Below are 24,119 nucleotides of genomic sequence, written 5' to 3'. Positions count from 1 at the left end.
CTTTGTGAAATTAAGTTTATCTCTTAGACTCAGTAATGATCTGAGACAGATTAATGCTTGAACGACCTACAGAGTATTGATTCCATTCCTCAGAAAATGGTTTGATTTTCTCAATTTGAAAGTCCTGATGGATAATTACCTTAATAATATCTTCTGTTGTACGTACAATAGGTCCTGGCATTTGATTATCGAAATCGTCAATTAGTCCACTTGTATCTTTATACTCGTCTATATCATAAGCATAGAAAATCATTGGCTTCTCTAATAAGGCAAATTCAAATGGTATCGATGAATAATCTGTTATTAATATATCCGTACAAAGGAGTAAATGATTTACATCGTAATAATCGGAGACATCGTATACAAACTCTTTATGCTTAGCATTGAACTCGCATGTTACGGCGGGATGTGCTTTGATGAAAAGTACATAATCATTGGCTAATTCTTTATATAGTTTTTCTATATCTAGCCTTATATGGTACCCACTTAGACTATGATCTCGAAATGTAGGAGCATATAAGATTACTTTCTTTTCTCGAGTGATTGGAAAAGTAGTAATAAGCTGTTGATGAACTTTTTCTACCGCCCTTTTACTATAGAAGAAATCCGTTCTAGGAATCCCTGTTCGTAAAATCCGATCATCGGTTAATCCAAAGCTATCTTGAAAAATGGTTGCCATTCTCTCTGAGCCAACTATGGTATAGTTAAAACGGCTATATACCTTTGCAAAACGTTTATGCGAATGGGTACTTCGGTTTTCAGTAGTAGGTTTTTGAAAGCCAAACTTTTTAATTGCTCCGGCTGCATGCCATAATTGAATACACTTCGTTTCCTTTTTAAACTTTGTCACTGCTAAAAAACCAAAGTAGTTATCTACTAATATAGTTGATGCTGTTGCTAAATGAAAAATAGATTTCAAATAAGTTAGCGGTTTTATTAATGTGAAAGGAACAATAGTAGTCATAGAATTATCGAAAGGGTACTTACAAGAATCCTCTTTTAAGATAATAATATCTTCATCGGTTTCCTTTCTTAAAGCACGAGTAGTGTAAAAAATGTTGTCCCCAAAAGAAGCGACACAGACAGTCTTGGTTTTTAGTGGGAATAACTTGAAAAGGCTAAAAATGATTTGAAAAAGGAATAGGTATATAAAAATGAGTAACTCTCTAACCATTTGTTCTCATGAAGTCTTCTTTAATTTTGGTGGTTGAAATACCAATGGTTCTAGGTAAGTAGATTACTTCACATAATTCCCTTAGAAAGTCAAACTTTCCTTCCCAATCATCACCCATTACAAATATGTCTACACTGTATTCCTGAATATCCTGTTTTTTTTGCTCCCAGCTTTTTTCGGGTATTACTTTATCGACATATTTAATAGCCTCTAAAATGGTTTTTCTATCTTCATAGGTGTAATAAGCCTTTTTATTCTTTAGTTCATTAAATTCATCTGTTGATAACGCAACAATTAAATAGTCTCCCATTTCCTTCGCGCGCCTGAGTATATTAATGTGACCAGTGTGAATCAAGTCAAAAGTCCCATATGTGATAACTTTTTTCACAATCTCTACCTCCCCATATGGTAAAACTATATATTTAATATATAATTATATTAGCATACCTTTACATTAAATTAACATTCGGTTTACAATTGAGTCATCTATATCTGTTTACAGTATAATGATTAGACACTAGATATGAGAGGTTTTCAAGATGAAATCAGTAATCACAGTTTTATCAGAACAAGTTAAGTACTTTTATTTATTAAGAAGACTTGCATTATACGAGATTAAAATAGCGAATAAGAATAATTATCTAGGACTTGCGTGGGAATTAATTAATCCTGCCATTCAGATATTCATTTATTGGTTTATTTTTGGTTTCGGTATCCGAGAGAGACAGCCTATTGAAGGGGACCCATTCTTTCCATGGATGTTATCCGGTATTGTCATATGGTTCTTCTTTAACCCATCAATCATTGAGGGATCAAAGTCCATATTTCAGCGAGTTAAAATGCTTTCGAAAATGAATTTCCCTATGAGTTTAATTCCGAATATCATTATATTTTCTAAGTTCTATTCTCATATTGGACTTTTGGTTATCGTGATGGTTCTTTTAAATTTCCTAGGGTATCCAATTAGTATCTATTATTTACAATTACCATTATATATATTTGGTGGGTACTTATTTATTTTTTCAGTATCCCTCATTACGTCAACACTAAACACATTTATTCGTGATTTACAAATGTTTCTTCAAGCAACACTAAGAATGCTACTATACATGACACCTATCTTATGGGCAACGTCTAGTTTGCCTGTGTGGATTCAAACTGTATTTAAAATTAACCCTTTGTATTATTTGGTAGAAGGGTACCGCTATTCTTTATTAGGAAAAGAATGGTATTTTATTAATCATTGGGAATATACTCTATATTTCTGTGCAGTTACCTTTGTGCTTTTATTAATAGGGTCCGTCATGCATGTGAAGTTTAGAAGAAGATTTATAGATTTCATATAATACTAGTTTCATAGAAAGTGGAAAGGATTTGCTATGGAAAAAACAATAATCGTTTCTAATGTAACCAAGAAACATAAATTATACGATAATACATCTGACAAAATAAAAGATATTCTCTTCCGTAAAGGGTATGGGGAAGATTTCTATGCACTGAGAAATGTAAGCTTTGAAGTGAATAGGGGAGAGGTTATAGGATTTGTCGGAGTAAATGGAGCTGGAAAGTCTACTCTTTCAAACATAATTGCTGGAATCTTACCAGAAACATCTGGATCGGTAACTGTAAAAGGCGATGTATCCTTAATTGCAATTGCAGCCGGCCTAAAGGAGAATCTAACTGGTAGGGAAAATATTGAATTGAAGTGCCTGATGCTTGGTTTTAACAAGAAAGAGATTCAACAACTAGAGCCTGAAATCATTGAGTTTGCTGAGTTAGGGAAATTTATCGACCAACCAGTTAAGTCTTATTCAAGTGGTATGAAGTCACGACTAGGGTTTGCCATTTCGGTTTCTATTGATCCTGATATTATCATTATTGATGAAGCTTTATCCGTTGGAGACAAGGCATTTGCAGAGAAGTGTTTTAATAAAATGAAATCATTTAAGGAAAAAGGAAAAACAATAGTCTTTGTTAGCCACTCAACGGTCCAAATGAAGAAGTTCGCTGATAAAATTCTATGGTTAGAGTTTGGTAGAGTAAAAGAATATGGTACAAAAGAAGAAATTCTACCTTTATATGAAGAGTTTATTAAAGAGTATAAAAAGTTGTCCAAATCAGAGAAAGAAAAGTATAGGGAAGATGTACTTAGACAGCTAGAGACGGGTTGATAGAAAAAATCTTAGTTATATGTAATTGATATAACTGAAAGGTTGTAGATTATGTCTATAAGTACACAGATAAAAATTCCAGACACTAGTAAAAGAAAAAAAATAGAAACTGTGACAATTATGGATGTTGATTTCATTAATTTATCACAGAAAGAATTTGTAAGGGATCATATCCAGCCACTTTTGATGAATCAGGAAAAGTGCTACATCGTAACCGCTAATCCAGAAATTGTTATGAAAATACGGGAAGACCGCGGATACCAAGAAATGGTGAAACAAGCAACCTATATAGTTCCAGATGGGGCCGGTGTTGTATTAGCTTCTAAGTATATGAAACAACCAATCAAGGAAAGGATAGCTGGATTTGACTTGATGTTGGATATACTTGAATTTGCTAATAGAGAAGCCCTTTCTTGTTACTTTATAGGTGCAGAGGAACAGGTCAATAAAAAGGCGGTAGAAGAGGTTAAGAAGCGGTATCCCAATGTTAGGATAGCTGGAAGACATCATGGTTATTTTTCGGTGAAAGATCCTGAAGTTGCGGAACGTGTAAAGCTATCTGAACCCGATATTGTTTTTGTAGCCTTAGGTTCACCGAACCAAGACAAATGGATTACCAACAATCTTGACCAGTTCCCAAAAGGCTTATTTATGGGAGTAGGCGGTAGCTTCGATGTATTAGCTGGAGAAGTGAAGCGAGCGCCTGATAAATGGATTAAGTTAAACTTAGAGTGGTTGTACAGATTGTTAAAACAACCATTTCGCTGGAAGCGAATCCTAAAAGCAATGGAATTTATGATACGCATCATCTTTAAAAGAAATTAAACTACTAAATCAAATAAATATCCTAAATAATATGAGGTGAAGAAATTGATTTACGCAGGTATTCTAGCAGGCGGTATTGGTTCAAGAATGGGAAATGTACCAATGCCAAAGCAATTTTTATTGCTAAATGAGAAACCGATCATTGTGCATACCATTGAGAAGTTTGTATTAAATAGTAAATTTGAAAAGATAGTGATTGCAACTCCAAAAGAATGGGTCAATCATACTAAAGATATTCTGAAAAAGTTTAACTTAGATTTACCGACTATTACAGTTATTGTTGGTGGAAGTGATCGTAATGGGACAATTATGTCGATAGTGAATTATATAGAAGAGACGTATTCCGTAAGTGAGGAGGATATTATTGTCACTCATGATGCGGTAAGACCATTTCTAACTCATCGCATTATCCAAGAAAATATTGATAACGCACTGGAGTATGGTTCCGTTGATACGGTAATAGAAGCGGTTGATACAATTGTTGAATCACAAGACAATGAATTTATCAGTTCGATACCGAGAAGAGATTATATGTACCAAGGACAAACCCCTCAGTCGTTTAATATTAAGAAACTACAAGAGTTGTATTATGGCTTGTCTGACAGTGAAAAAGAGATACTGACGGACGCCTGTAAAATCTTTGCGTTGAAGGGTGAAAAGGTAAAGTTAGTCCGAGGAGAGAACTTTAATATAAAGATTACTACTCCATTTGATTTGAACGTTGCCAATTCCATTATAAAAGGAAGTTTAGATAAATGATTAACCAAGTGTATCGTTTAGTATCTCCTAGACAATTTGAAGTGACCTATAAGGATAAATCAATTATCTCGGACAAACTGATCATACGCCCAACCCATCTCTCCATATGTAATGCAGATCAACGCTATTACACAGGGACAAGAGGGAAAGAAGCAATGCGTAAAAAACTTCCCATGGCTCTGATTCATGAAGGGGTAGGAGAGGTTGTGTTTGACCCACTTGGTGAGGTCAAAGTTGGGACAAAGGTTGTCATGGTTCCCAATATACCAACAGAGAAGAACCCGTACATTTCTGAAAATTACTTGCGTTCCAGTAAGTTTCGATCTAGTGGATATGATGGGTTTATGCAAGATTACGTCTTTCTTAATCGGGACCGTGTTGTAAAGCTCCCTGAAAATATCAATATGAATGTAGCTGCCTTTACGGAATTAGTGACGATTGCTGTTCACGCAATTAGTCGGTTTGAAAAGAAATCTCATCCCATCAAGGAAACGTTTGGTGTATGGGGAGATGGAAATCTTGGTTATATAACTTGTTTATTATTGAAACAATTATACCCGGAAAGTAAAGTCATTATTTTTGGAAAAACAGATTATAAACTGAATCACTTCTTTTTCGTTGATAACATGATAAAGATTGATGAAATTCCAGAAGAATTAACCATTGATCATGCCATTGAGTGTGCTGGAGGTAAAGGTAGTCAGTATGCTATTGAGCAGATAATTGATCATATCAACCCTGAGGGCACTATTAGTTTACTAGGGGTTAGTGAATATCCGATTGAAATCAATACAAGAATGGTATTAGAAAAAGGCTTAACCCTACTCGGAAGTAGCCGTAGTGGTACAGCTGATTTTCAAAGAACAATTGACGTATATAAACAATACCCTGAAATCGTCGATTACTTAGGAACTCTAGTTGGTGAAGTACATGATGTCATGAAAATCTCGGATGTTACGGAAGCATTTGAAAGTGATCTGTCTAATTCCTGGGGGAAAACTGTAATGAAATGGATGATATGAGGCATGAATCCGATAAAAAAGTATTACATCATGTTATACAAGGTTATCCTCCAAATTACGTACAATGTCCTATCTAGGTTGCTAAAACAAGATCAAAATAAAGTGGTCATTGCTTTGTACAGAGAAGGTAAACTAGAAGGAAACCTTCATTTTATCTATGAAGAACTACTAGAACAATTTCCACAGCTTGAGGTTCATTTTGTTTATAGTGAAAATAAAATGAACCTCAAGCTATTTAAGGAAATAGTCCAACTATCAAATGCGAAATACGTGATTATTGATGATTATTATTTGCCTGTGTATCTATTGAAACCAAAAGCTAAACTAAAAATCATTCAGCTTTGGCATGCAGCAGGTGCCTTCAAGAAATTTGGACATAGCACTGCCGATACGAAATTCGGGCCATCGAAGGAATATCTAAGACTTGTACCAGTACATGCAAATTACACACATGTCTATATATCCGCTGCAAAGTTTACCGATTATTATGCTGAGGCATTTCATATGACACCAGCAAATATCTATCCTTTTGGGATACCAAGGGTTGACCTGTTTACAGATGAACCATTATGTCGGGAGATTAAGAAAGTACTTTATCAGGAGTATAACTTTTCCGATACCGATAACAAGATTAATATTCTCGTAGCCCCAACGTATCGGGCAGAAGGGCTATATACGGAGTCTACAGCTGATTTGATGGATACGATTATTAAACTATCCAAAAGCCTCGATAAGGATATACGTATTTTATTCAAGCCTCACCCTTACGTGAAGAGTAGTGAAATGGATAGATTACGTGATTGTCCTAATGTAATGATTGCTACGGGTCATACGATTAATGAGTGGATGCTAGTATCGGATGCGTTTATTACGGATTACTCCTCCGCTATATTTGAGTTTGCCTTATTAAAGAAGCCATTAGCACACTATATTCCCGATTATAAGGAATATCAGTCCAATAGAGGATTCTATCAAGAGATAGAAATAATGTCTGATGGAACTATACTATGGAATGAAGCGGAGTTATTAGATTGGATGAATGCAAGAAAACAGAATGAATACTATAATACGACTAGAATGATAGAGTATAACTTCGATGATATAGAGAATATTTCACATAAAATAGTGAAACATTTTACATCGTAAAAAGGGGGGGAGAAATATGCTAGTTTCCTTAATGGATAGCAAAAATATAACCATTAATACAGACAAGCCAGTGATAAGTGACGTAACAAAATTAGAGATAAATGGATCTTATCTGGAAATAGAAGGATTTGCCTACTTCAAAGGAGTTACGTCCTATAAAGAAGATAGAATCAGAAAAACACTACTGTTGGTACCGAATATAGATATAGAAAAAATGGTAGAAGCGGAGCCTGATAAGTATACGGAACTATCCGAACAGGAAATTTTAGAACAACATATCATTAAGCTTTCCCTAGATAACTGCAGTCTTTCAGAACTTGACGGTGATGTAGAAGTGAGTAATAGCGACTTAGCGATGTTAGGTGGCTATAAAGGGAATATTGATTTATCTGTCATTAGTCATGGCAAACCATTGCAGAGTGGGGAATATGATACTTTTATCAAGTTGGAACAGATGTTTCAGGATAATGATAAAGTTAAATTTGAGAAGCTTATTTCGTTATCGAATGTAAGAGAGTTTATGCGGAATGATATTTTGAATACCAAGTTAAACTATTTCTCAGCATCCAAAGTGATGAAATACAATTTGTTAGTGACATTTAATAAATATAGTAAAACGCTTCAGTTTAAAAATACGTTACTACAGGAATTTGACCCGCGAGATATGCCTGATACGGTAGAAACAAAGGAAAATAAATACATCAAGAAATTTAAACGAGTATTTTTCAGGATGATGTACAAGCTCTTTTGTATCTTACCAATCCAAAAGTCTAAAGTAACCTTTGCTTCAGATAGCCGAAGCGAACTAAATGGTAATTTCTTTTTTGTTTACGAGGAATTATACAAGCGTAACCTGGATTTGGATATTAAATTTGTCTTTAATGAACGAATCAATAGTAAAAAAACAATCACGGATTTGATAAAGATTGCCTATCAATTTGCAACATCCAAGATTATATTACTAGATGATTTCTACCCATTAGTGTACCCACTTAAAATTCGCAAAGATGCGGATTTAATTCAAGTGTGGCATGCTGCTGGTGCATTTAAAACGTTTGGATACAGTCGAATGGGGAGACCTGGTGGACCTTCACCAAGATCTAAGAACCATAAGAATTATACAAAGGTTGCGGTCAGTAGTGAAGGGGTAAGAGAAAACTATGCAGAAGGCTTTGGTGTATCTGTAGACAAGGTATATCCTACTGGAGTACCGAGGTCAGATATATTCTTCGATGAAGAGTATAAAGCTAAAGTTCGTGATACACTATATACTAAATATTCCTTCTTAAAAGGTAAGAAAGTAATCCTATTTGCTCCTACATTTAGGGGGAATGGACAAGCATCTGCACATTATCCATTTGAAGTACTAAACCTTAAGAAGTTATATGAAGAATTCCATGAAGAGTATGTTTTCTTATTTAAGATTCATCCATTTGTTAATAACAAATTAACTATTCCGTATGAGTATGCTGACTTTTTCTATGACTTAAGTGACTATAGGGAGATTAATGATCTGTTGCTCATAACGGATATCTTGATAACGGATTATTCTTCTGTTTGTTTTGAGTTTGCGTTGCTAAATAAACCAATGTTATTCTTTGCTTTTGATGTGGAAGAATATATAGAGGCTAGAGATTTTTATTATAATTTCTTCGACTTTATTCCAGGTCCATTACTAAAATCGACGGATGACATTATTACAAGTATCAAAAACGAAGATTATCAATTAGAAAAAGTAAAACCATTCGTGAAGTACTTTTTCGGTGATACACTAGGAACGGCATCTAAAAATGTTGTGGATGATTTAATTATCTCTAGTTTAGAGACACATCATATGGAGTCAAAAGAAACCAGATTAACTCCGCCGAAGTCTAGAATTGAATTGTTCGAACGTACAATGAAAGATGATGAAAATCTTTAAAACAAAAGGGTGATTTCTTTATATAGAAATCACCCTTTTATTGTATGAAATTATTGTTCTGCGCTAAATTCCGTATTGTTTCTACTAGTTGGTAGATCTAAGTGGTTTCGAAGTTTGTTTTCGATAGTCTGCCGGCTTTCTTCATCGACTTGGTAATACCAGAGACCATCATCCATATAGCCACCACTTCCTTCCAGGCTCACGGAATTTATAGCAATGTTTTTAGTTAAACCATAGCTAACAAAAGATTTCATCTCATCGAATGTTAAATTGGTTGTCATGTTGTCCCCAACAGCTTCAATTAAATTATCCAACTTAAATAATGATTTTACCGAAGCTGCCTCTTTCATTACTGCTTTAATAATTTCTTGTTGTCTTTGTCCTCGTTCCAGGTCACTGTCGTATTTCCTAGTACGGGCTAATGCTAAGGCTTCTTCGCCGTTCAATTTCTGGTACCCTGGTAGAAGGTGAATGGCATCCTTCTTATCTTTAGAGTCCTGTTCATACATTTCAAAAGGTACATTATAATAAATGCCACCAATAGAATCGACTACTTCGATAAAGGCATCAAAGTTAATACGAACATAATAATCAATCGGTACATGGAGAAACTCTTCAACAGTTTCTATCGTTGCTGATGGACCACCAAAGAAATGTGCATGATTGATTTTGGTATAGTATTGTACCTCAGGGACAAATACATAGGAGTCCCTCGGAATACTTAGTAAATTAACATCATTGTGCTCCTTATTAAATGTTGCTAATATAAGTGTGTCGGAGCGACTATTCTCATCGAAACTTCTCTTTTCACTATCATCAACCCCAATAATTAGAACGGAAACATTGTCCTCAATTGGGTTTACCACTTCTTCTCTTAAATCAGAAGTTTCTTTATTATTTTTACGTTCTACTTGTTCAAAGGACTCGCTGACTGCCTTTTCTGCTTGTGAATAGATGGAAGCAGCATATACGGCTCCGCCAATTAAAAGTACACTTAAAGGTATAGCAATAAAAAGTAATATTTTCTTTTTACTTATTTTTTTCTTGTTTTTCCTCTTACTTATTCTTGTTTCCTTCTCACTCATTGTAAATTCCCCTTAATAAAAATCCATTTGGTACCAGTTTACTACTAATAAATTCTTTCGTAAATCCTTATTAGTATGTTAGTATAGGATACTAAATGAACAGGATAAGTTAGTCTACATATGCCATATATGTTTAAGTGTGCTATATCAAGGGTAAATATCAATGGATAAGTATGTTCGAGACACATATGGAGATATCATTCCGAAAACTATAGGTAATGGAATTTAATTAGTACTAAAAAAATGGATGGTGAATTAGAGTGAAGAGAAACATCATAATAAGAGCAGGAATTTCACCTTTGGATAACTTTGACGCATCTTATATGATCCTAAATAACTCGATTGGTGGTAATGTAGGGAATTTAATTTATCAATATAGTGTGTTTCGCACGCTAATGACGGAAGAAACTACAATCACCCCAGATTATTACAAAATAGACCCAGATAACGCTGATGAAATAAATGAAAAATATGATTGCTATATTATACCTTTAGCAGACGCCTTTCGTCAGGATTTTGTTCCAAGTCTGCGAAAGTACACGAAATTAATTAAGAAACTAACGATTCCGGTCGTGGTTATTGGTGTAGGATTAAGAGCACCTTTTGAACCGAAGTTAAATGAAGGCTTTCCATTCGATAAAGATGTAAAAGCTTTTGTAGAAGCGGTATTGGAGAAGTCAAACATCATTGGGGTACGTGGTGAGATTACTGCTAAATATTTAACAAGGCTAGGATTCCGAGAAGGGATAGACCATACGGTGATCGGCTGTCCTTCCATGTATAGTTTTGGAAGAGAATTAAAAATACGCGATACAACCATCACAAAAGACTCTATGGTGACGGTTAATTCCTCATTACTTTCACCGAAAAATGTATTAGATTTTATTACTAGAGGGATGGAAGAGTTTCCGAATCATTACTTTATTCCACAATGGATGAAGGAAATGAAGTTGACGTATGCTGGTTCACCGCCAATTTCTGAAAAAGAGATTGATAATTATCCGATTAAGATGTCTGATTCAGCTTATATGGATAATAGAGTTCGATTTTTCTTGAATGCCCCAACTTGGATTGATTTTATAAAAGAAGCGGATTTAAGTTTCGGTGCTAGATTACATGGGAATATAACGGCAACGATTGCAGGAACACCTAGTATTATTATTCCGAAAGATGCTAGAATGAGAGAATTAGCCGATTATCATGGCCTGACTCAGGTTTGGCATAATGAAATTACAGAGAAAACCACACTTAGTGAATTAATCGAAACAAGTGATTTTCATTCACCAGAGAAGAATCAAGGTCATAATTTCGATCATTTTATCAGTTTTCTAGAGAAGAATAACTTGGAGCATATCTATCAAGATAGCTTGGAACCATCATTTGTTCCTTTAGATGAAAAGTTAGCAGAAATACAGCTTCTTTTACCTTTAACACCAGTAAGTGGTTGTGGTTTTGAAGAAATGGTGGAAAGATGGGAAAGTTATTATCCGATTGCGGAAAAGAAAAATGTTCAAAAACAAAAAGAGCTTAAAGCGAAAATAGCTGCTAAGGACAAGAAAATTAAAAGGCAAGAAGCAACCTTAAATAGAAAAGCTGTACGTTTGGCTTTAAAGACTGCAGATTTGATACGAGTAAAATAAATAAAGATTTTATGAGAGCCAAGATGTAAGTCTTGGCTCTCTATCTAATATTAGCTTTGTGGTATCTTTAGTACTTGCCCTACATAAATCATATCATTCGTGATGCCATTCGCTTCTTTCAATTGATTTACAGTAATGTTATTATTAGTTGCTATTCGCCATAAGCTATCTCCCGAAACAACGGTATAAGTTTTACCAGTTTCTTCAGGTGCTGCATTTACAGGCTCCGTTACTTCCACTGGTATATCATAGTACGTATCATCCTTATCCGTAAACCAAGTAGAATAAGCACTCCATATGGATTTATCCTCCTGTCCAATACTCCAGTTCCCAACACCATGGATATCATATTTATCCACTAGACCTATCTTGGCTTGGTAAGCTTGGTCATTTTCAAACCAAACTGTATAAGTTCCGGGTTGCAGCGCTTTTCCTAGAAGGTACATTTTAGGGTCTCCATCTTTTATCGTTACAACTGCCTTAGCACTCTTTGTGGTTTCATCAAAGGTAACGGTGTGTTCGTATTTATCCAGCATTTCTTGGACCTGATAATTGGAAATACCTTTTCCTCCAGTAGATTCTCCTTCTTTCCAAAAACGTCCATATTGCGCAAGTCCCATGACAATTTTATCCCGCGGAACGCCTTGTTTGATGGCATATTGGATAGAGCGATCCACCCAGTCATAACTTGCTACAGATCCGGGGTCGGACCCTTCGTAGCTTTCATCATACGTCATCATCATGAGGTAATCAGAATGCTTTGCTAATGCATTGTAATCATAGGCACCATGCCAGCCAAGTGTCCATCCATTTGGGTTTGCTGCTACGGCAACAGAGACTTCTTTAGATGCAGGAAGAAGTTCTCGAACCATTCGGACAAAGTCAGTAAAGTTTTCCCGGTCGGTATCGGTAATGTTTTCAATATCGATATTGACACCATCAAGATTATATCGCAAGACTGCATCAGCAATTTGCTGCGCGGCAATTTCTCTGTTTTCCAATAATGCTCTTCCAACATCACGGTCCCAGTGATTACTTAGAAAAGGAACAACCCGAATTCCTAGCTGATGCATATTCTCTACGAAAGTACGATCGACTAGATGGGTTAGGGCTAATGTTCCATCACGATTTAAATCAAAATAACTAGGTGATACCGTGTTGAAGGACCTTTCAGTGCTCAGGACTTGATTGGTAAAGCTTTTCACGTCTCCAAAGTACATATAACCTAAACTCAATGTGGTACTTGCTGTAACAGGTAATCTTAATGGTTGTCCAACAAGTATTAAATCCCCTGTTATAGAATTAAGATTTCGTATGGCTTCAACGGTAGTATTGTATTTCTTAGCAATAGATGATAAGGTGTCGCCACTTTGAACGGTATAGACGTTTGCTGTTGGCGTTACCACATCACTTATATTTCCAACTTTATCTGCCTGACTGATGGAGAAGGTATAGGACTTGCTTCTATCCAATCCACTCATGTCAATATCAACGTTAAGGATGCCGTTTTTACCAACCGTATGGGTTACAGTTCGAACAAGATTACCATCCTGGTCGGTTACTTTAATTGTTACAGTAGACGCTGGATCTGCAGTTCCAACAATATTAAATACGGTAGAGCCATCACTCATAGTCGCATATCCACTACGGGTAATAGTTGGTGTACTAATCGTAATATCTTTTTCTACTTGGAGGGTCTGTGGTCCGGTTTGATTACCGGCCTGATCTGTCTGCATAATTTCGAGAGTAATTATTCCTTCTTTAAATGCAGTAAGATTGGCATTGAATTGGAATTCACCATTAGTTGTATTAACTTCTTCTTCAATAGTATTCTCGCCGTCCGTAATCCGTAATGTAACCGTCAGTGCATCCTCATCAGTCGTTCCACGAATGACAAAGTCTTCTTGATTGGTGTTATTAATGTATTCATCCATATCCAGGTTTAACTCAGTTGGAGCAGTTGTATCTTTTTGAATGTCTATCGAATGGGTTTCTCCGACATTGCCATATTGGTTGGTTGGCGTTATCGTTAGAGTTACATTTCCATCCTTCAAGGATCCAAGATTTATCGGCAAACTAAAATTACCACGTTGATCCGAAGTTGTGGTTGCCTCTATCGTAGTCTCTCCATCTGTTAACGTAATAGCTAACTCTGTATCGTTGTCTGCTATACCTTCAATCATGTATGCATCTTCATTTTCACTATAGACAGTTGGCAGTTCTTTTAGAGATGCCTTTGGTACTTCTGTGTTTTTACTTAGATTTGTACTAGTTAATGAGCTTGTATTTCCAACCGAATCTTGTTGTTGTACTTGAACGGAAACTTGGCCATCCTTTAATTCTGAAAAGTTTACTGGTATAGAATAATGTCCATCTGAACCGACTTGCCCGTTAAATGTAGTTGAATTCCCCTCACTATCCTGAAGTGTTACCGTTAAACTTGCCCCAGCTTCGGCGGTTCCTTGGATTTGGTAGGAACTTTGATTTTGGTTATTTACATTTTCATTACTATCTATGATAGGTGCGTCAGGTGCGGTTGAATCTTTCTCAACATATAGGAGCATATGTGTACTTTTATTTCCAAGTTGATCTTGCTGATATGCTCGTACGGTCAGTTGAGAGTCAGCAAAACTCTCCAAGTTAATATTTGTCGAAAAAGTTCCGTCTTCTTTTACTGTCGTTTCAAAGGACTTTTCTAGTCCGGTCGTGTCACGTACGTTGAACGAAACAGATGCTCCTGCTTTTCCAGTCCCCTTTATAATATAAGTCAGTGCAGTTTCTTGATTTGCTGTTTCATTTGCCTCAACTACTGGAGTCTCGATTAGGGTTTCTTTTAGTATGCTGGCTTTCTGTATTTCGCTTTTCCCTGCTTCATTACCAGCGGTTGCAGAGAGCTGAAGATTACCATCGGAGAATGAAGTCAGGTCAAAGTTTACTTTAAATAGCCCATTTTCATCAGTTGTTATTTTCTTGATAAGTGATATACCCTTCTCATCCTGTACTGTAATATCAACCTCTGTATTTGGGGTACTTTTGCCGCTAACTTTATAGGATTCTTGATTATTACTAGTAACTGGCCCAGATAGCTCTAAATTAGGCATGTCTGGAACGTTGATCACCGGTTCTTGTACCACTTCCTCTGCCGTTGTCGTTTCTTCAACCTTATCACTTGTTGGTATTTTAAGGGTTTGACCAACAAATATTGCATCCGTTGTTAAATTGTTCTCAGCTTTAATAGCATCAATGGTTGTTCCCAACTTATTAGCGATAATAAATAAAGAATCACCTGCCACAACCGTATAAGATGATGTTGGGCTTACCACTAATTGGTCAGGAGCTGGTTGTGGTGCTTCAGAATCTGGAATTTCTGGTTCTGTAATTTGAGTGTTAGAAGCAGGTATCTTAAGAATCTGACCAATGTTTATGGTGTCGGTTACCAAATTATTTTCCGCTTTAATAGCACTTATCGTTGTTCCAAATTTGTTAGCAATTATAAATAATGAATCGCCAGCTACAACAGTATAAGAAGTGGTGACTGATTCTTCGGTTTCCCTAGCGGGCGGGTCCGTGGTTTCTGGTATTGGTTCAGGAGTTGGTGTCTGCTGTGAAACCTGTTCTGGTTGGGAAACGATTAATGTTTGTCCAATGGATAGGGTATTAGATGTTAAGTTGTTTAGTGTCTTTAATGTATCTACACTCGTATTGTTAGTTCTTGCAATGGAATATAGTGTGTCACCTGGTTTGACCTGGTAGGTAGTAGATGCGGTGTCTGTAGGTTCACTAGGTTTTATTTCCACTTGAGTTGGCGCTTCTGGTTCTTTCACTACAGTTGCTTCGTCTACCACTTTAACATCCGATGCCGAAACAGGGATTTTCAGTTGTTGCCCAATCGAGAGTGTATTCGACTTCATTCCATTGAATTGTAGAATAACATCTACGGAGGTGTTATGGTTTAAGGCAATACGATATAAGGTGTCCCCAGCTTTAACCTTATAAGTCGTATAAGGTAAAGCTATTGATTGCCCAATGGAAATGGTATTGGATGATAATTGATTTATCTCTTTGATTTCATCAACCGTTACATTATTCTTTTTGGCGATGCTATAAAGTGTATCACCACTTTGAACAGTATATTCTGCCAAAGGTTGATTCGAATTAGTAAGATACTGTGCTGAAGCATTGACCGTGTTACCCAATAGTAGGGAGGTAACTAAAATGGATCCTACCATTACTTTAATATTAACGATTTTAAGTCTAGGGAATTTCTCTCTTGCGAAACGATTTAATTGTTTACTCAACGATTCGCGGGTAGTACTAGCTTCACCGAATTCCTGTGAAAACTCTGATAACCCTTGGTCCATATAAACAACCAGCGTATACCCATCTCCACTTTCTTTCAATTCATATCTCTCAATAACATCCAAATCAAACACTCCTTGAAATTAAGTCAATTACACTTAGTATTTGTGTTAAAGCAATTGTCATGCAGACGTTTTGTCTTGCCAGTATTCTGGGTGCCTGTCACTCCTCGAATAAGCTCGATTCCAGTCGAAATTCTTCATACAACTATCCATAACGAACCATACTAACCTTAAGGTGGTGAGTAATGGATGATGGATTATACGAGCGATCTTGAAATAGTGGAAGTTAAAGATGGTCAAGTGGTTCTAAGACTACGTATACCACAGGATAGATTTGATACAGAATTTAGTGCAGAATTATTAGAATCAAAAAATGAGAAGGTAGATATTAGGAATACTGCTCGTAGTTTAGTTAAGCGAAAGTTTCCAAAACTCAAGGCGGCTACGATTGTTATTCTAGCTGGTACACTCGTTCTGACCAGTTTTCCATTTCATAAAGCAGAGGCCCATGAGATTGAGTTCAATATGTCCTATTTATATTTTGGGAATACCCAATCCTATATATCTCAAATCGATCGAACGCAGGGCAATTTGAATCATGTATCTCCAAGCTATTTTGATCTTAATACAGATGGAACCCTAAAAATCACGAATCAATTTGATACTTATTTTGTTAATGAAATGCATAAACGAGGAATTAAAGTGGTTCCTTTTCTTAGCAACCACTGGGATCGTAACCTCGGTCGTGCCGCATTGCAAAATAGGGAAAAGCTTGCCCAACAAATTGCGGATTTCATCTTGAAGAATAATTTAGATGGCGTACAGGTTGATATTGAAAATGTGACCGAAATTGATCGAGAAAATTATACGGATTTAGTGAAGTTGCTAAACCAGAAACTCCCTGCTGATAAAGAAGTGTCTGTTGCTGTAGCTGCTAATCCAAATGGATGGACAAAAGGATGGCATGGTTCCTATGACTATAAAGCCTTGGCACAACATGCCGATTATCTGATGATTATGGCTTATGATGAAAGCTATACCGGCGGACCAGAGGGACCTGTTGCAAGTTATGGTTGGGTAGAACGCTCCATCCAGTATACGTTGAAGCAGGGTGTTCCCCCAGAAAAGGTGGTTCTAGGAATTCCGTTCTATGGCAGGTACTGGAAAGAAGGGGATACAACAGGTGGACAGGGTATTTCCAATCATCGAGTAGATGAGTTACTAGCCAAATATGGGGGGAAGGTAACCTTTGATGCTGCATCAAAGTCACCAAAGGCTACCATAACCATAGACAAAGGTGATCCAACTACAACGATTGCTGGAAAAACATTTGGCCCTGGGACCTATCATATTTGGTATGAGAACAATGAGTCCATTCAAGCAAAGTTGGAACTTTTACATAAATACAATCTGAAGGGGACAGGAAGCTGGAGCCTTGGACAAGAAAGTGCATCGGTGTGGCAGCATTACAAGGCATGGCTAGCCCATGACGGTGCCATCACCGTTTCCCCATCCGTTCCAGAACAACCAAAGGAACAAACTGGAACCATCCAACCAACTTCAAAGGAAAGTTATACGGTTCAATCTGGAGATACTCTTTGGAAGATAGCGAGCCAATTTAATTTAACTATTAATCAAATCAAAGAGTATAACCAGCTAAAGTCGGATGTTATATATGTTGGACAGGTATTATCACTGATTCCCAAAACACAACCTGCACCTGGACAGGTAGTTATATCTGAACCAATAGCCAGTACTCCAGGTGCTATTACTGCACCGGCTAAACCGGTTGAAACAAAGCCTAAAGTAACTACTACTGCACCGAAATCGACACTGGTAGGTAAATATATGGTGCCGAAAGTTACGAAATCCTATATGAGAAGCGGTGCATCTACAAAAAATAAAGTGCTCAAGACCTTAAAGACAACGGACTCTCTTAAAGTGTTACAGGAATATACGGATAAGTCTAAGGTGAAATGGTTAAAGGTACAATCTGGAAATACAAATGGCTGGATATTAGCATCACTTGTAAAGGCGAAACCTACCACGACCGTTTCTAAGTCAAGTCTTGTAGGAAAATACATGTTACCAAAGGTGACTAAATCCTACATGAGAAGTGGAGCATCATCTAAAAACAAAATTGTAAAGACACTGAAGACCACTGATTCACTAAAGGTTTTACAAGAATACACGGATAAATCTAAAGTGAAGTGGCTAAAGGTACAATCAGGCAAAACAACTGGTTGGGTATTGGCATCGCAAATGAAAACTAAACCAACCACCACTGCTAAGACGGTGTCTAGCGCAAAAAAGTATCCAACATTAAAATATGGAATAAAAGGGACAGCAGTAAAAGACCTCCAAACAAAATTAAAAAAAGCTGGACTATATAAAAGTAAAATAGATGGGAGTTATGGACCAGGAACCAGATCAGCCGTCATCGCATTCCAAAAGAAATATAAACTCCCAGCAGATGGAATAGCAGGAGCAAAAACACTATCAAAGTTAGACGCGGTAGTTAAATAAATACAGCTTGAGAAGAGGTCTAGGCACTTTTGAAGTGTCTGGCCTTTTTGGGGGGGTGCCTGTCACTCCCCGATATTTGGCACATTTTGTCGAATCCTCAAAAGTATTTTGCACCTATAAATAATTGTTTCTTCATCTATATAATCGAAGCAAAACAAATAAAAGTAGCAAATTAAAATTTAATGCCACCTTTCCCTACCTCCCACCGATTATATAGGTGAAAGGAGGTGCTTAACATGGCAGTAGCAGATATGAAAAGCTCCCAGCTACGTCTCGTTCTTCATGACGGAAACGACCCAATTTCAGGTGATCCAGTATACAAAGCAAAAAGCTTTAACAACGTGAAGACTGATGCAACGGCAGATCAACTGTATGCAATCGCAAACGCATTTACTGGATTGCAAGAACGCCCATTATTCAATATTGAGCGTAAAGACAGTTCTGATATACGTTCAGGACAGTAACAATTTATAAAATTTAAAGGGGAAGGAGGTCCATAAATGAAAACTTTAGAATTAAAGTTTGAAAATGCCGATGGCAAAATCGTTACGTATTCACTGGAAAAACCAATTGAACCGGTTGATCCTGCAGCGGTGGCGGCAGCAATGGATACTATTATTGCTGAAAATGCGTTTACATCTAGTGGCGGTAATTTAGTTGCTAAGAAAAGCGCTCGAGTTGTCGAACGTAATGTGGAAGATATTGAATTAGTTTAATGAAGAAAGAGGAAGTTGCCTCGGGGAGTTTCCCCTTGGTGACTTCTTTTTTTCTAAAAACGAGGAGGTGAATCAAGTTGGATAATTGGATATCGCTCATAACAGAAGTAGGTTTTCCGATTGCGGTCACGTTTTATCTATTACACCGGATTGAAGGTAAGCTAAATACGTTGACTGAGTCGATCCATGCATTACCAGAGAGGATGAAATAGGTTGGTACAGTGCTATTATGTTTAATGGGAAATCCCAACCTTCCTAACTCTATACATTTGAAATTCTCTGTGATATAATTTACTCAAGTTAATATCACGGTAGAGACTTGGAGACCGCAATACATGTCGAAATTATTTCGATTATGTTGTTGTGGTCTCTTTTTTTGCGTGTAAATACCTTGATTTAACATTTTCCGAAGTAGTAAAGGAGAGAACCTGATGAACTTTTCAAATAAAAACCGTCAACAAATAATCCAATCATTAAAAAAAGACCAGTTTGATGTGCTTGTTATTGGTGGGGGGATAACTGGTGCTGGAGTTGCATTAGATGCAACAACTCGTGGGATGAACATTGCATTAGTTGAGATGCAGGATTTTGCAGCTGGAACTTCAAGTCGCTCTACTAAGCTAGTACACGGTGGTCTACGATATTTAAAGCAATTTCATGTAAAACAAGTTGCTGAGGTTGGAAAAGAACGCGCGATAGTTTATGAGAATGGACCACATGTTACAACTCCAGAATGGATGCTCCTTCCTTTTCATTCAGGTGGAACGTTTGGAAAATTTATGACATCCATCGGTTTAAGGATGTATGATTTTTTAGCAGGGGTTAAGAAAAGTGAAAGAAGATATATGCTAACACCTGAACAAACTTTAGAAAAAGCACCACTTGTTAAAAAAGAAGGGCTAAAAGGTGGCGGTATGTATGTGGAATATCGTACGGATGATGCAAGACTAACCATGGAAGTGGTAAAGGCTGCCGTTGAAAAAGGAGCATCTGCTCTTAATTATTCAAAAGTAGAAAGTTTGGTTTATAAGAATGGGAAAGTAATTGGGGCTATTGTGAAAGACCAATTAACGGGAGAAGAATATGAGATTCATGCAAAAAAGATAGTGAATGCAACGGGACCATGGGTGGACACCATACGTGAAAAAGATAATTCAAGAAAAGGAAAGATGCTGAGACTGACAAAAGGCGTGCACATCGTCATTAATCAATCAAAGTTTCCTTTAAAGCAAGCTGTCTACTTTGATACACCAGATGGCCGTATGGTATTTGCTATTCCGCGAGATGGCAAGGCATATATAGGTACCACGGATACTTTCTATAGTGATGATCCAATTCATCCCCAAATGACCACGGTGGATTGCGATTATTTACTGGAGGCCATTCACTATATGTTTCCTGATGTGCAAGTTACGAGGGAAGATGTGGAATCAAACTGGGCTGGAGTACGCCCGCTAATTTGGGAAGAAGGAAAGGATCCCTCTGAGATTTCACGTAAAGATGAAATTTGGGAATCTGACTCTGGATTGATAACAATTGCTGGTGGAAAATTAACTGGATATCGAAAAATGGCGGAAAAAATTGTTGATTTGCTGACAGATAAGTTTAAAACAGAGGAACAAATTCTATTTTCTCCATGCGAAACGAAACTGTTGCGTATATCAGGGGGAGACGTAGGCGGGGCAGCCCTTTTTAAACAGTTTATAAAAGAACAAATACAACAAGGTATAATGGTTGGATTAACTGAAGCTGAAGCGGAACATCTAACGGCTAGGTATGGGTCGAATGTTCCTGTATTGTTTGACATAATAAAAACAGGCTCTGAAGTAGCGGAAAAATACAATCTACCATTAACCTTATATTCCAAACTTCAATATGCATTAGAACATGAACTGGCAGCAACGCCAAATGATTTCTTTAATCGCAGAATAAGTGCAATTCTATTCGATATTGATACCGTAAAAGCCCATAAAGATAATGTTGTAGGTTATATGAGAGATTATTTCGAATGGGATGAATCAACAAGTGAGCTTTACAAGAAGGAGCTTGAATTAGCTTTGGAGGAAATAGGTTTTAGTGGTCAGTTGGAATATGCTTAAATCGTTATATGAACCAATAAAAAAATAGAGACAGGGGAAATACCCTGTCTCTATTTCTTTTTTTCCTTATTCCGTTATCTTAACTTCAATAGGTTCGGAAACTAGATTCCATTGCTCATTTAGCATACTAAAATTATGAACAGCGAATACCTCAGCATTTCCTGGTGCTATTGCAGTTATTGTGTTTCCGATTACTTCGACCTCGTCCTCGGATTCCGAAACAAATAAGGTGGTTTCAATATTTTCAGTTTGATCTACTCGGTAGTTAACGAAAGTTTTCGCCTGAATAGTTGCAGATTTTCCTACCTTTAGATTACGTTTTTTAATTGGTGTTTCAATTAGGGTCGGTCCGTCCGTTAACCATTGTGTATAATCTGTAATTGGTCCAATTAGCCCTTGTTTCAATAAATTCTCAAATGGTTCTTGGCTACGGAATGTCCAGTGCATATTAAGTAATCCGCGTTGTCTCATATAAGTAATGGATTCTTCTGAAAGACTACCATAACTAGAGTTTAGACGTGCTCCGATGGTTGTAGCATAGTTTAGCATCTGTTCAGCATCTTTGATTCGTTGCTCTGAAGAACCTGGAACAGAAGCGGAATATAGATAACCTACACTAATCTCTGGTGAAATTTCACGATATTTTTTCACACTTTCCATGTTAAAGCTTTGTAGGACGACTTGATCCTCGACTCCTACTTCCATGATTTCTTCTAATACTTGCTCCTCAATACCAATTCCTTTTAACTCCACTAGTAACACAACATCCTGATCTTTAAAGGCTTCTAAATACTCCCGGAAAGTTGGTACTTTTTCACCAGCGAATTCTTCTCCGAATTTTATTCCAGCATCCAGTGCACGAATTTCTTCTAGTGTTAAGTCTGTGACAGTTCCTGTACCATTTGTAGTCCGATCGACTGTATAATCATGCATGATGACTAAATGCCCATCCTTTGTACGTTGAACATCAGTCTCAATTAAATCAGCACCTAATTCATAAGCTAAATGATAACCAGCCATTGTGTTTTCCGGTGCAAGAGATGGCACCCCGCGATGTGCAACAACTAGTGGTCTTTGGACAATGGTGTTTTCAGGATATTTACCAAAGGCTGCTACAGCTTCCGTTGGATTTTCCGTTACGATCCCATCTACCCCAGCGTGTATCAGGGAGTGCGCATTTTCGCCAATTCCCCAAACGGATATGGCACGTGCATGGAAGTAATGTACCGTATCAACTGACACGTGTTTCTCTGGTAGTACTATTGTAAAAGAGTTGTTGCTATTAGCGTCTTTTACTAATTGTTTTAGATCATGTTTATTCAAATGGTTTTTGTCATAAAGAACTGCTCCGCGTGCAGCTGGGTAAGCATCTTTAATTTGAGCTAGTATGTCAAGATTGGTTGATAGGATGTGAACATCCTTAAGCGAAGCAATCTCTAAGGCGTCAATAACTCCATCAACTGCGTCCTCTTGATCCACTTGAATAACAGGAATAGATTTTCCTCTTGAAGCGGTTAATACATCATTCAATGAAGAGTCACCAACAACAATGTTACCGCTTTCATTTAATTCAGCTTTAAGCAAGACAGAAGAGACACCATGTAGTTCTTCAAAATTATCTGGTATGGAACTAGAGATAATAGTCGGTGCATTAATCATATTGGTTTCAGGTTCTGCAGGTAAAAATGCATTGGAATCTGCTAATGGTGGTAAGTCATTTGTTCGTGTTGTGACACGTACATTGTCAAATTCAACTGTTGCACCAGAAACCTGGAAACCTAAATCGCCATCTAAATACGTATTAGCAAGGTCGGTATCAATAACAAGTTGTCCATTGACAAATTGTTGTACACGTTCTCCCTTGGCAATAACTTTTAAGCGATAAGTTTCATTATAACCAAAGTCCTCCGGATAGAATGTTTTCATTGGTACGCTCCATGTATTACTCTCTGTACGAAGTGCAAATTCTAAACCATTTAAGGCGGATGTTCCTTTTCGTACTGCAAATTGGTAATATGGATAGTCCTCACCTTGAATACGGTACATTAATGATGCCCAGCGAGCGCTATTAACAGCAGACTTAAACGTTACATCAGCTTCAAATACATAATCCCCTAATCCATCTGGAGTTGGGAATATAACTCTTGAAGGGTCAGAGATACTAGTTGATGTTAACTCAAGTGCTCCGTTCTGAACACTAGCATTTCCCTCAATGACTTCCCATCCATCTGGTAATACGCCTTGTTCAAAATTCTCATCTACTAAAATGTCTTCACTTGCCATGGTTGCTTGGTTTTGGGTTAACCCCAAACCAAAAAAAGTTATAGCTAGAAGTGGTACAAGCCAAAGGATCTTCTTCTTCATTAAAATTCCTCCTTAAAATGGTTTCTATGGAAGTAAATTCTAAGAGGTCGGGTCATACTAAAATTAATCCCTCCTTTTTTATTCCAAAGGAAAAAGAGAAGACACCAAAATATCCCCTATGAAAATAGGGAGATAAGTATGGCATCTTCTCTTAGGCTCCTACCAGAATATGAAGTTATCATTTAGTATGCTATCATTATCGCATTTAGTCTATAGGTCATATGTATGATTATGTACTGAATTTTTACGAATAATTGTTTACTAGAGTAGTAAAAATTGGCTGTTTTTCCGTCAAGTAAATTTTTTGTAA

18 protein-coding genes are annotated in these 24,119 nt (G+C 36.9%); 13 read left to right on the top strand and 5 right to left on the bottom strand.

Annotated elements, in window-relative coordinates:
• Positions 1-16 precede the first annotated feature (16 nt).
• Both BN999_RS14825 and tagD read right to left on the bottom strand, forming a co-directional pair.
• Positions 17-964 carry a CDP-glycerol glycerophosphotransferase family protein gene (locus BN999_RS14825; RefSeq protein ID WP_255247487.1) on the bottom strand — a complete coding sequence of 316 codons (948 nt, stop codon included), beginning with the start codon at positions 962-964 and terminating at the stop codon, positions 17-19.
• Positions 965-1,166: 202 nt separating this feature from the next.
• Positions 1,167-1,562 (bottom strand): glycerol-3-phosphate cytidylyltransferase, encoded by a 396-nt coding sequence (tagD, locus tag BN999_RS14820; protein WP_096272583.1) that lies wholly within the window; start codon positions 1,560-1,562, stop codon positions 1,167-1,169.
• A 151-nt stretch (positions 1,563-1,713) separates the two neighbouring features.
• On the opposite strand from tagD, the gene BN999_RS14815 reads away from it, so the two are divergent.
• From BN999_RS14815 to BN999_RS14785, 7 genes are read left to right on the top strand one after another with little or no spacing between them, the layout of a single operon-like run.
• Entirely contained in the window at positions 1,714-2,520 is an 807-nt protein-coding gene (locus BN999_RS14815; RefSeq protein WP_096272582.1) for an ABC transporter permease, read from the top strand.
• 33 nt (positions 2,521-2,553) lie between these two features.
• Complete coding sequence (tagH, locus tag BN999_RS14810; RefSeq protein ID WP_096272581.1) at positions 2,554-3,345, top strand: teichoic acids export ABC transporter ATP-binding subunit TagH; 792 nt, start codon at positions 2,554-2,556, stop codon at positions 3,343-3,345.
• Between the two features lie 51 nt (positions 3,346-3,396).
• The gene (locus BN999_RS14805) at positions 3,397-4,170 is read left to right on the top strand and encodes a WecB/TagA/CpsF family glycosyltransferase (RefSeq protein WP_096272580.1); all 774 of its coding nucleotides are present in this window, start codon (positions 3,397-3,399) and stop codon (positions 4,168-4,170) included.
• 45 nt (positions 4,171-4,215) lie between these two features.
• Entirely contained in the window at positions 4,216-4,929 is a 714-nt protein-coding gene (locus BN999_RS14800) for an IspD/TarI family cytidylyltransferase (RefSeq protein ID WP_096272579.1), read from the top strand.
• Positions 4,926-5,951: a ribitol-5-phosphate dehydrogenase gene (locus BN999_RS14795; RefSeq protein WP_096272578.1), complete on the top strand. Its 1,026-nt coding sequence runs from the start codon at positions 4,926-4,928 to the stop codon at positions 5,949-5,951. Before BN999_RS14800 ends, BN999_RS14795 begins: the two co-directional genes overlap by 4 nt.
• Before the next feature lie 3 nt (positions 5,952-5,954).
• Positions 5,955-7,097: a CDP-glycerol glycerophosphotransferase family protein gene (locus BN999_RS14790; protein ID WP_096272577.1), complete on the top strand. Its 1,143-nt coding sequence runs from the start codon at positions 5,955-5,957 to the stop codon at positions 7,095-7,097.
• Positions 7,098-7,113: 16 nt separating this feature from the next.
• Positions 7,114-9,018, top strand: coding sequence for a CDP-glycerol glycerophosphotransferase family protein (locus tag BN999_RS14785; RefSeq protein ID WP_096272576.1), 1,905 nt, complete (start codon positions 7,114-7,116; stop codon positions 9,016-9,018).
• Between the two features lie 50 nt (positions 9,019-9,068).
• Here BN999_RS14785 and BN999_RS14780 read toward each other — a convergent pair whose 3' ends face one another.
• Positions 9,069-10,103 carry an LCP family protein gene (locus tag BN999_RS14780; protein ID WP_096272575.1) on the bottom strand — a complete coding sequence of 345 codons (1,035 nt, stop codon included), beginning with the start codon at positions 10,101-10,103 and terminating at the stop codon, positions 9,069-9,071.
• Positions 10,104-10,426: 323 nt separating this feature from the next.
• Between BN999_RS14780 and BN999_RS14775 the strand changes: the two genes are divergently transcribed.
• On the top strand, positions 10,427-11,743 hold the full coding sequence (locus tag BN999_RS14775; protein WP_096273197.1) for a polysaccharide pyruvyl transferase family protein: 1,317 nt from the start codon (positions 10,427-10,429) through the stop codon (positions 11,741-11,743).
• A 50-nt stretch (positions 11,744-11,793) separates the two neighbouring features.
• Here the strand turns inward: BN999_RS14775 and BN999_RS20885 are convergent, their stop codons facing one another.
• The gene (locus BN999_RS20885) at positions 11,794-16,167 is read right to left on the bottom strand and encodes a LysM peptidoglycan-binding domain-containing protein (protein WP_096272574.1); all 4,374 of its coding nucleotides are present in this window, start codon (positions 16,165-16,167) and stop codon (positions 11,794-11,796) included.
• A 186-nt stretch (positions 16,168-16,353) separates the two neighbouring features.
• Here BN999_RS20885 and BN999_RS14765 point away from each other — a divergent pair, with 186 nt between their 5' ends.
• From BN999_RS14765 to BN999_RS14745, 5 genes are all read left to right on the top strand, one after another.
• On the top strand, positions 16,354-18,630 hold the full coding sequence (locus BN999_RS14765) for a glycosyl hydrolase family 18 protein (protein WP_255247486.1): 2,277 nt from the start codon (positions 16,354-16,356) through the stop codon (positions 18,628-18,630).
• Between the two features lie 236 nt (positions 18,631-18,866).
• The gene (locus BN999_RS14760; RefSeq protein ID WP_096272573.1) at positions 18,867-19,094 is read left to right on the top strand and encodes a DUF1659 domain-containing protein; all 228 of its coding nucleotides are present in this window, start codon (positions 18,867-18,869) and stop codon (positions 19,092-19,094) included.
• A gap of 36 nt (positions 19,095-19,130) precedes the next feature.
• A complete protein-coding gene (locus BN999_RS14755; protein WP_096272572.1) occupies positions 19,131-19,346 on the top strand; it encodes a DUF2922 domain-containing protein in 216 nt (71 codons plus the stop codon).
• A 77-nt stretch (positions 19,347-19,423) separates the two neighbouring features.
• A complete protein-coding gene (locus BN999_RS14750; RefSeq protein WP_096272571.1) occupies positions 19,424-19,558 on the top strand; it encodes a YvrJ family protein in 135 nt (44 codons plus the stop codon).
• A gap of 219 nt (positions 19,559-19,777) precedes the next feature.
• Positions 19,778-21,445: a glycerol-3-phosphate dehydrogenase/oxidase gene (locus BN999_RS14745; protein ID WP_096272570.1), complete on the top strand. Its 1,668-nt coding sequence runs from the start codon at positions 19,778-19,780 to the stop codon at positions 21,443-21,445.
• A 66-nt stretch (positions 21,446-21,511) separates the two neighbouring features.
• Here BN999_RS14745 and BN999_RS14740 read toward each other — a convergent pair whose 3' ends face one another.
• Positions 21,512-23,809 carry a glycerophosphodiester phosphodiesterase family protein gene (locus tag BN999_RS14740; RefSeq protein ID WP_096272569.1) on the bottom strand — a complete coding sequence of 766 codons (2,298 nt, stop codon included), beginning with the start codon at positions 23,807-23,809 and terminating at the stop codon, positions 21,512-21,514.
• Positions 23,810-24,119: the final 310 nt, after the last annotated feature.

It is taken from the genome of Paucisalibacillus globulus, from assembly GCF_900184735.1.
Taxonomy (GTDB): Bacteria; Bacillota; Bacilli; order Bacillales; family Amphibacillaceae; genus Ornithinibacillus; species Ornithinibacillus globulus_B.
This window is presented reverse-complemented; position numbering and strand designations above follow the sequence as displayed.

Bases quoted from the DNA above. Each gene is read 5' to 3' on its own strand.
- BN999_RS14815 (WP_096272582.1), top strand. From the start codon at position 1,714: ATGAAATCAGTAATCACAGTTTTATCAGAACAAGTTAAGTACTTTTAT.
- BN999_RS14780 (WP_096272575.1), bottom strand. From the start codon at position 10,103: ATGAGTGAGAAGGAAACAAGAATAAGTAAGAGGAAAAACAAGAAAAAA.
- BN999_RS14755 (WP_096272572.1), top strand. From the start codon at position 19,131: ATGAAAACTTTAGAATTAAAGTTTGAAAATGCCGATGGCAAAATCGTT.
- tagH (WP_096272581.1), top strand. From the start codon at position 2,554: ATGGAAAAAACAATAATCGTTTCTAATGTAACCAAGAAACATAAATTA.
- BN999_RS14795 (WP_096272578.1), top strand. From the start codon at position 4,926: ATGATTAACCAAGTGTATCGTTTAGTATCTCCTAGACAATTTGAAGTG.
- BN999_RS14825 (WP_255247487.1), bottom strand. From the start codon at position 964: ATGACTACTATTGTTCCTTTCACATTAATAAAACCGCTAACTTATTTG.
- BN999_RS14775 (WP_096273197.1), top strand. From the start codon at position 10,427: ATGATCCTAAATAACTCGATTGGTGGTAATGTAGGGAATTTAATTTAT.
- BN999_RS14785 (WP_096272576.1), top strand. From the start codon at position 7,114: ATGCTAGTTTCCTTAATGGATAGCAAAAATATAACCATTAATACAGAC.
- BN999_RS14765 (WP_255247486.1), top strand. From the start codon at position 16,354: ATGATGGATTATACGAGCGATCTTGAAATAGTGGAAGTTAAAGATGGT.
- BN999_RS14760 (WP_096272573.1), top strand. From the start codon at position 18,867: ATGGCAGTAGCAGATATGAAAAGCTCCCAGCTACGTCTCGTTCTTCAT.
- BN999_RS14805 (WP_096272580.1), top strand. From the start codon at position 3,397: ATGTCTATAAGTACACAGATAAAAATTCCAGACACTAGTAAAAGAAAA.
- BN999_RS14790 (WP_096272577.1), top strand. From the start codon at position 5,955: ATGAATCCGATAAAAAAGTATTACATCATGTTATACAAGGTTATCCTC.
- BN999_RS14745 (WP_096272570.1), top strand. From the start codon at position 19,778: ATGAACTTTTCAAATAAAAACCGTCAACAAATAATCCAATCATTAAAA.
- BN999_RS14740 (WP_096272569.1), bottom strand. From the start codon at position 23,809: ATGAAGAAGAAGATCCTTTGGCTTGTACCACTTCTAGCTATAACTTTT.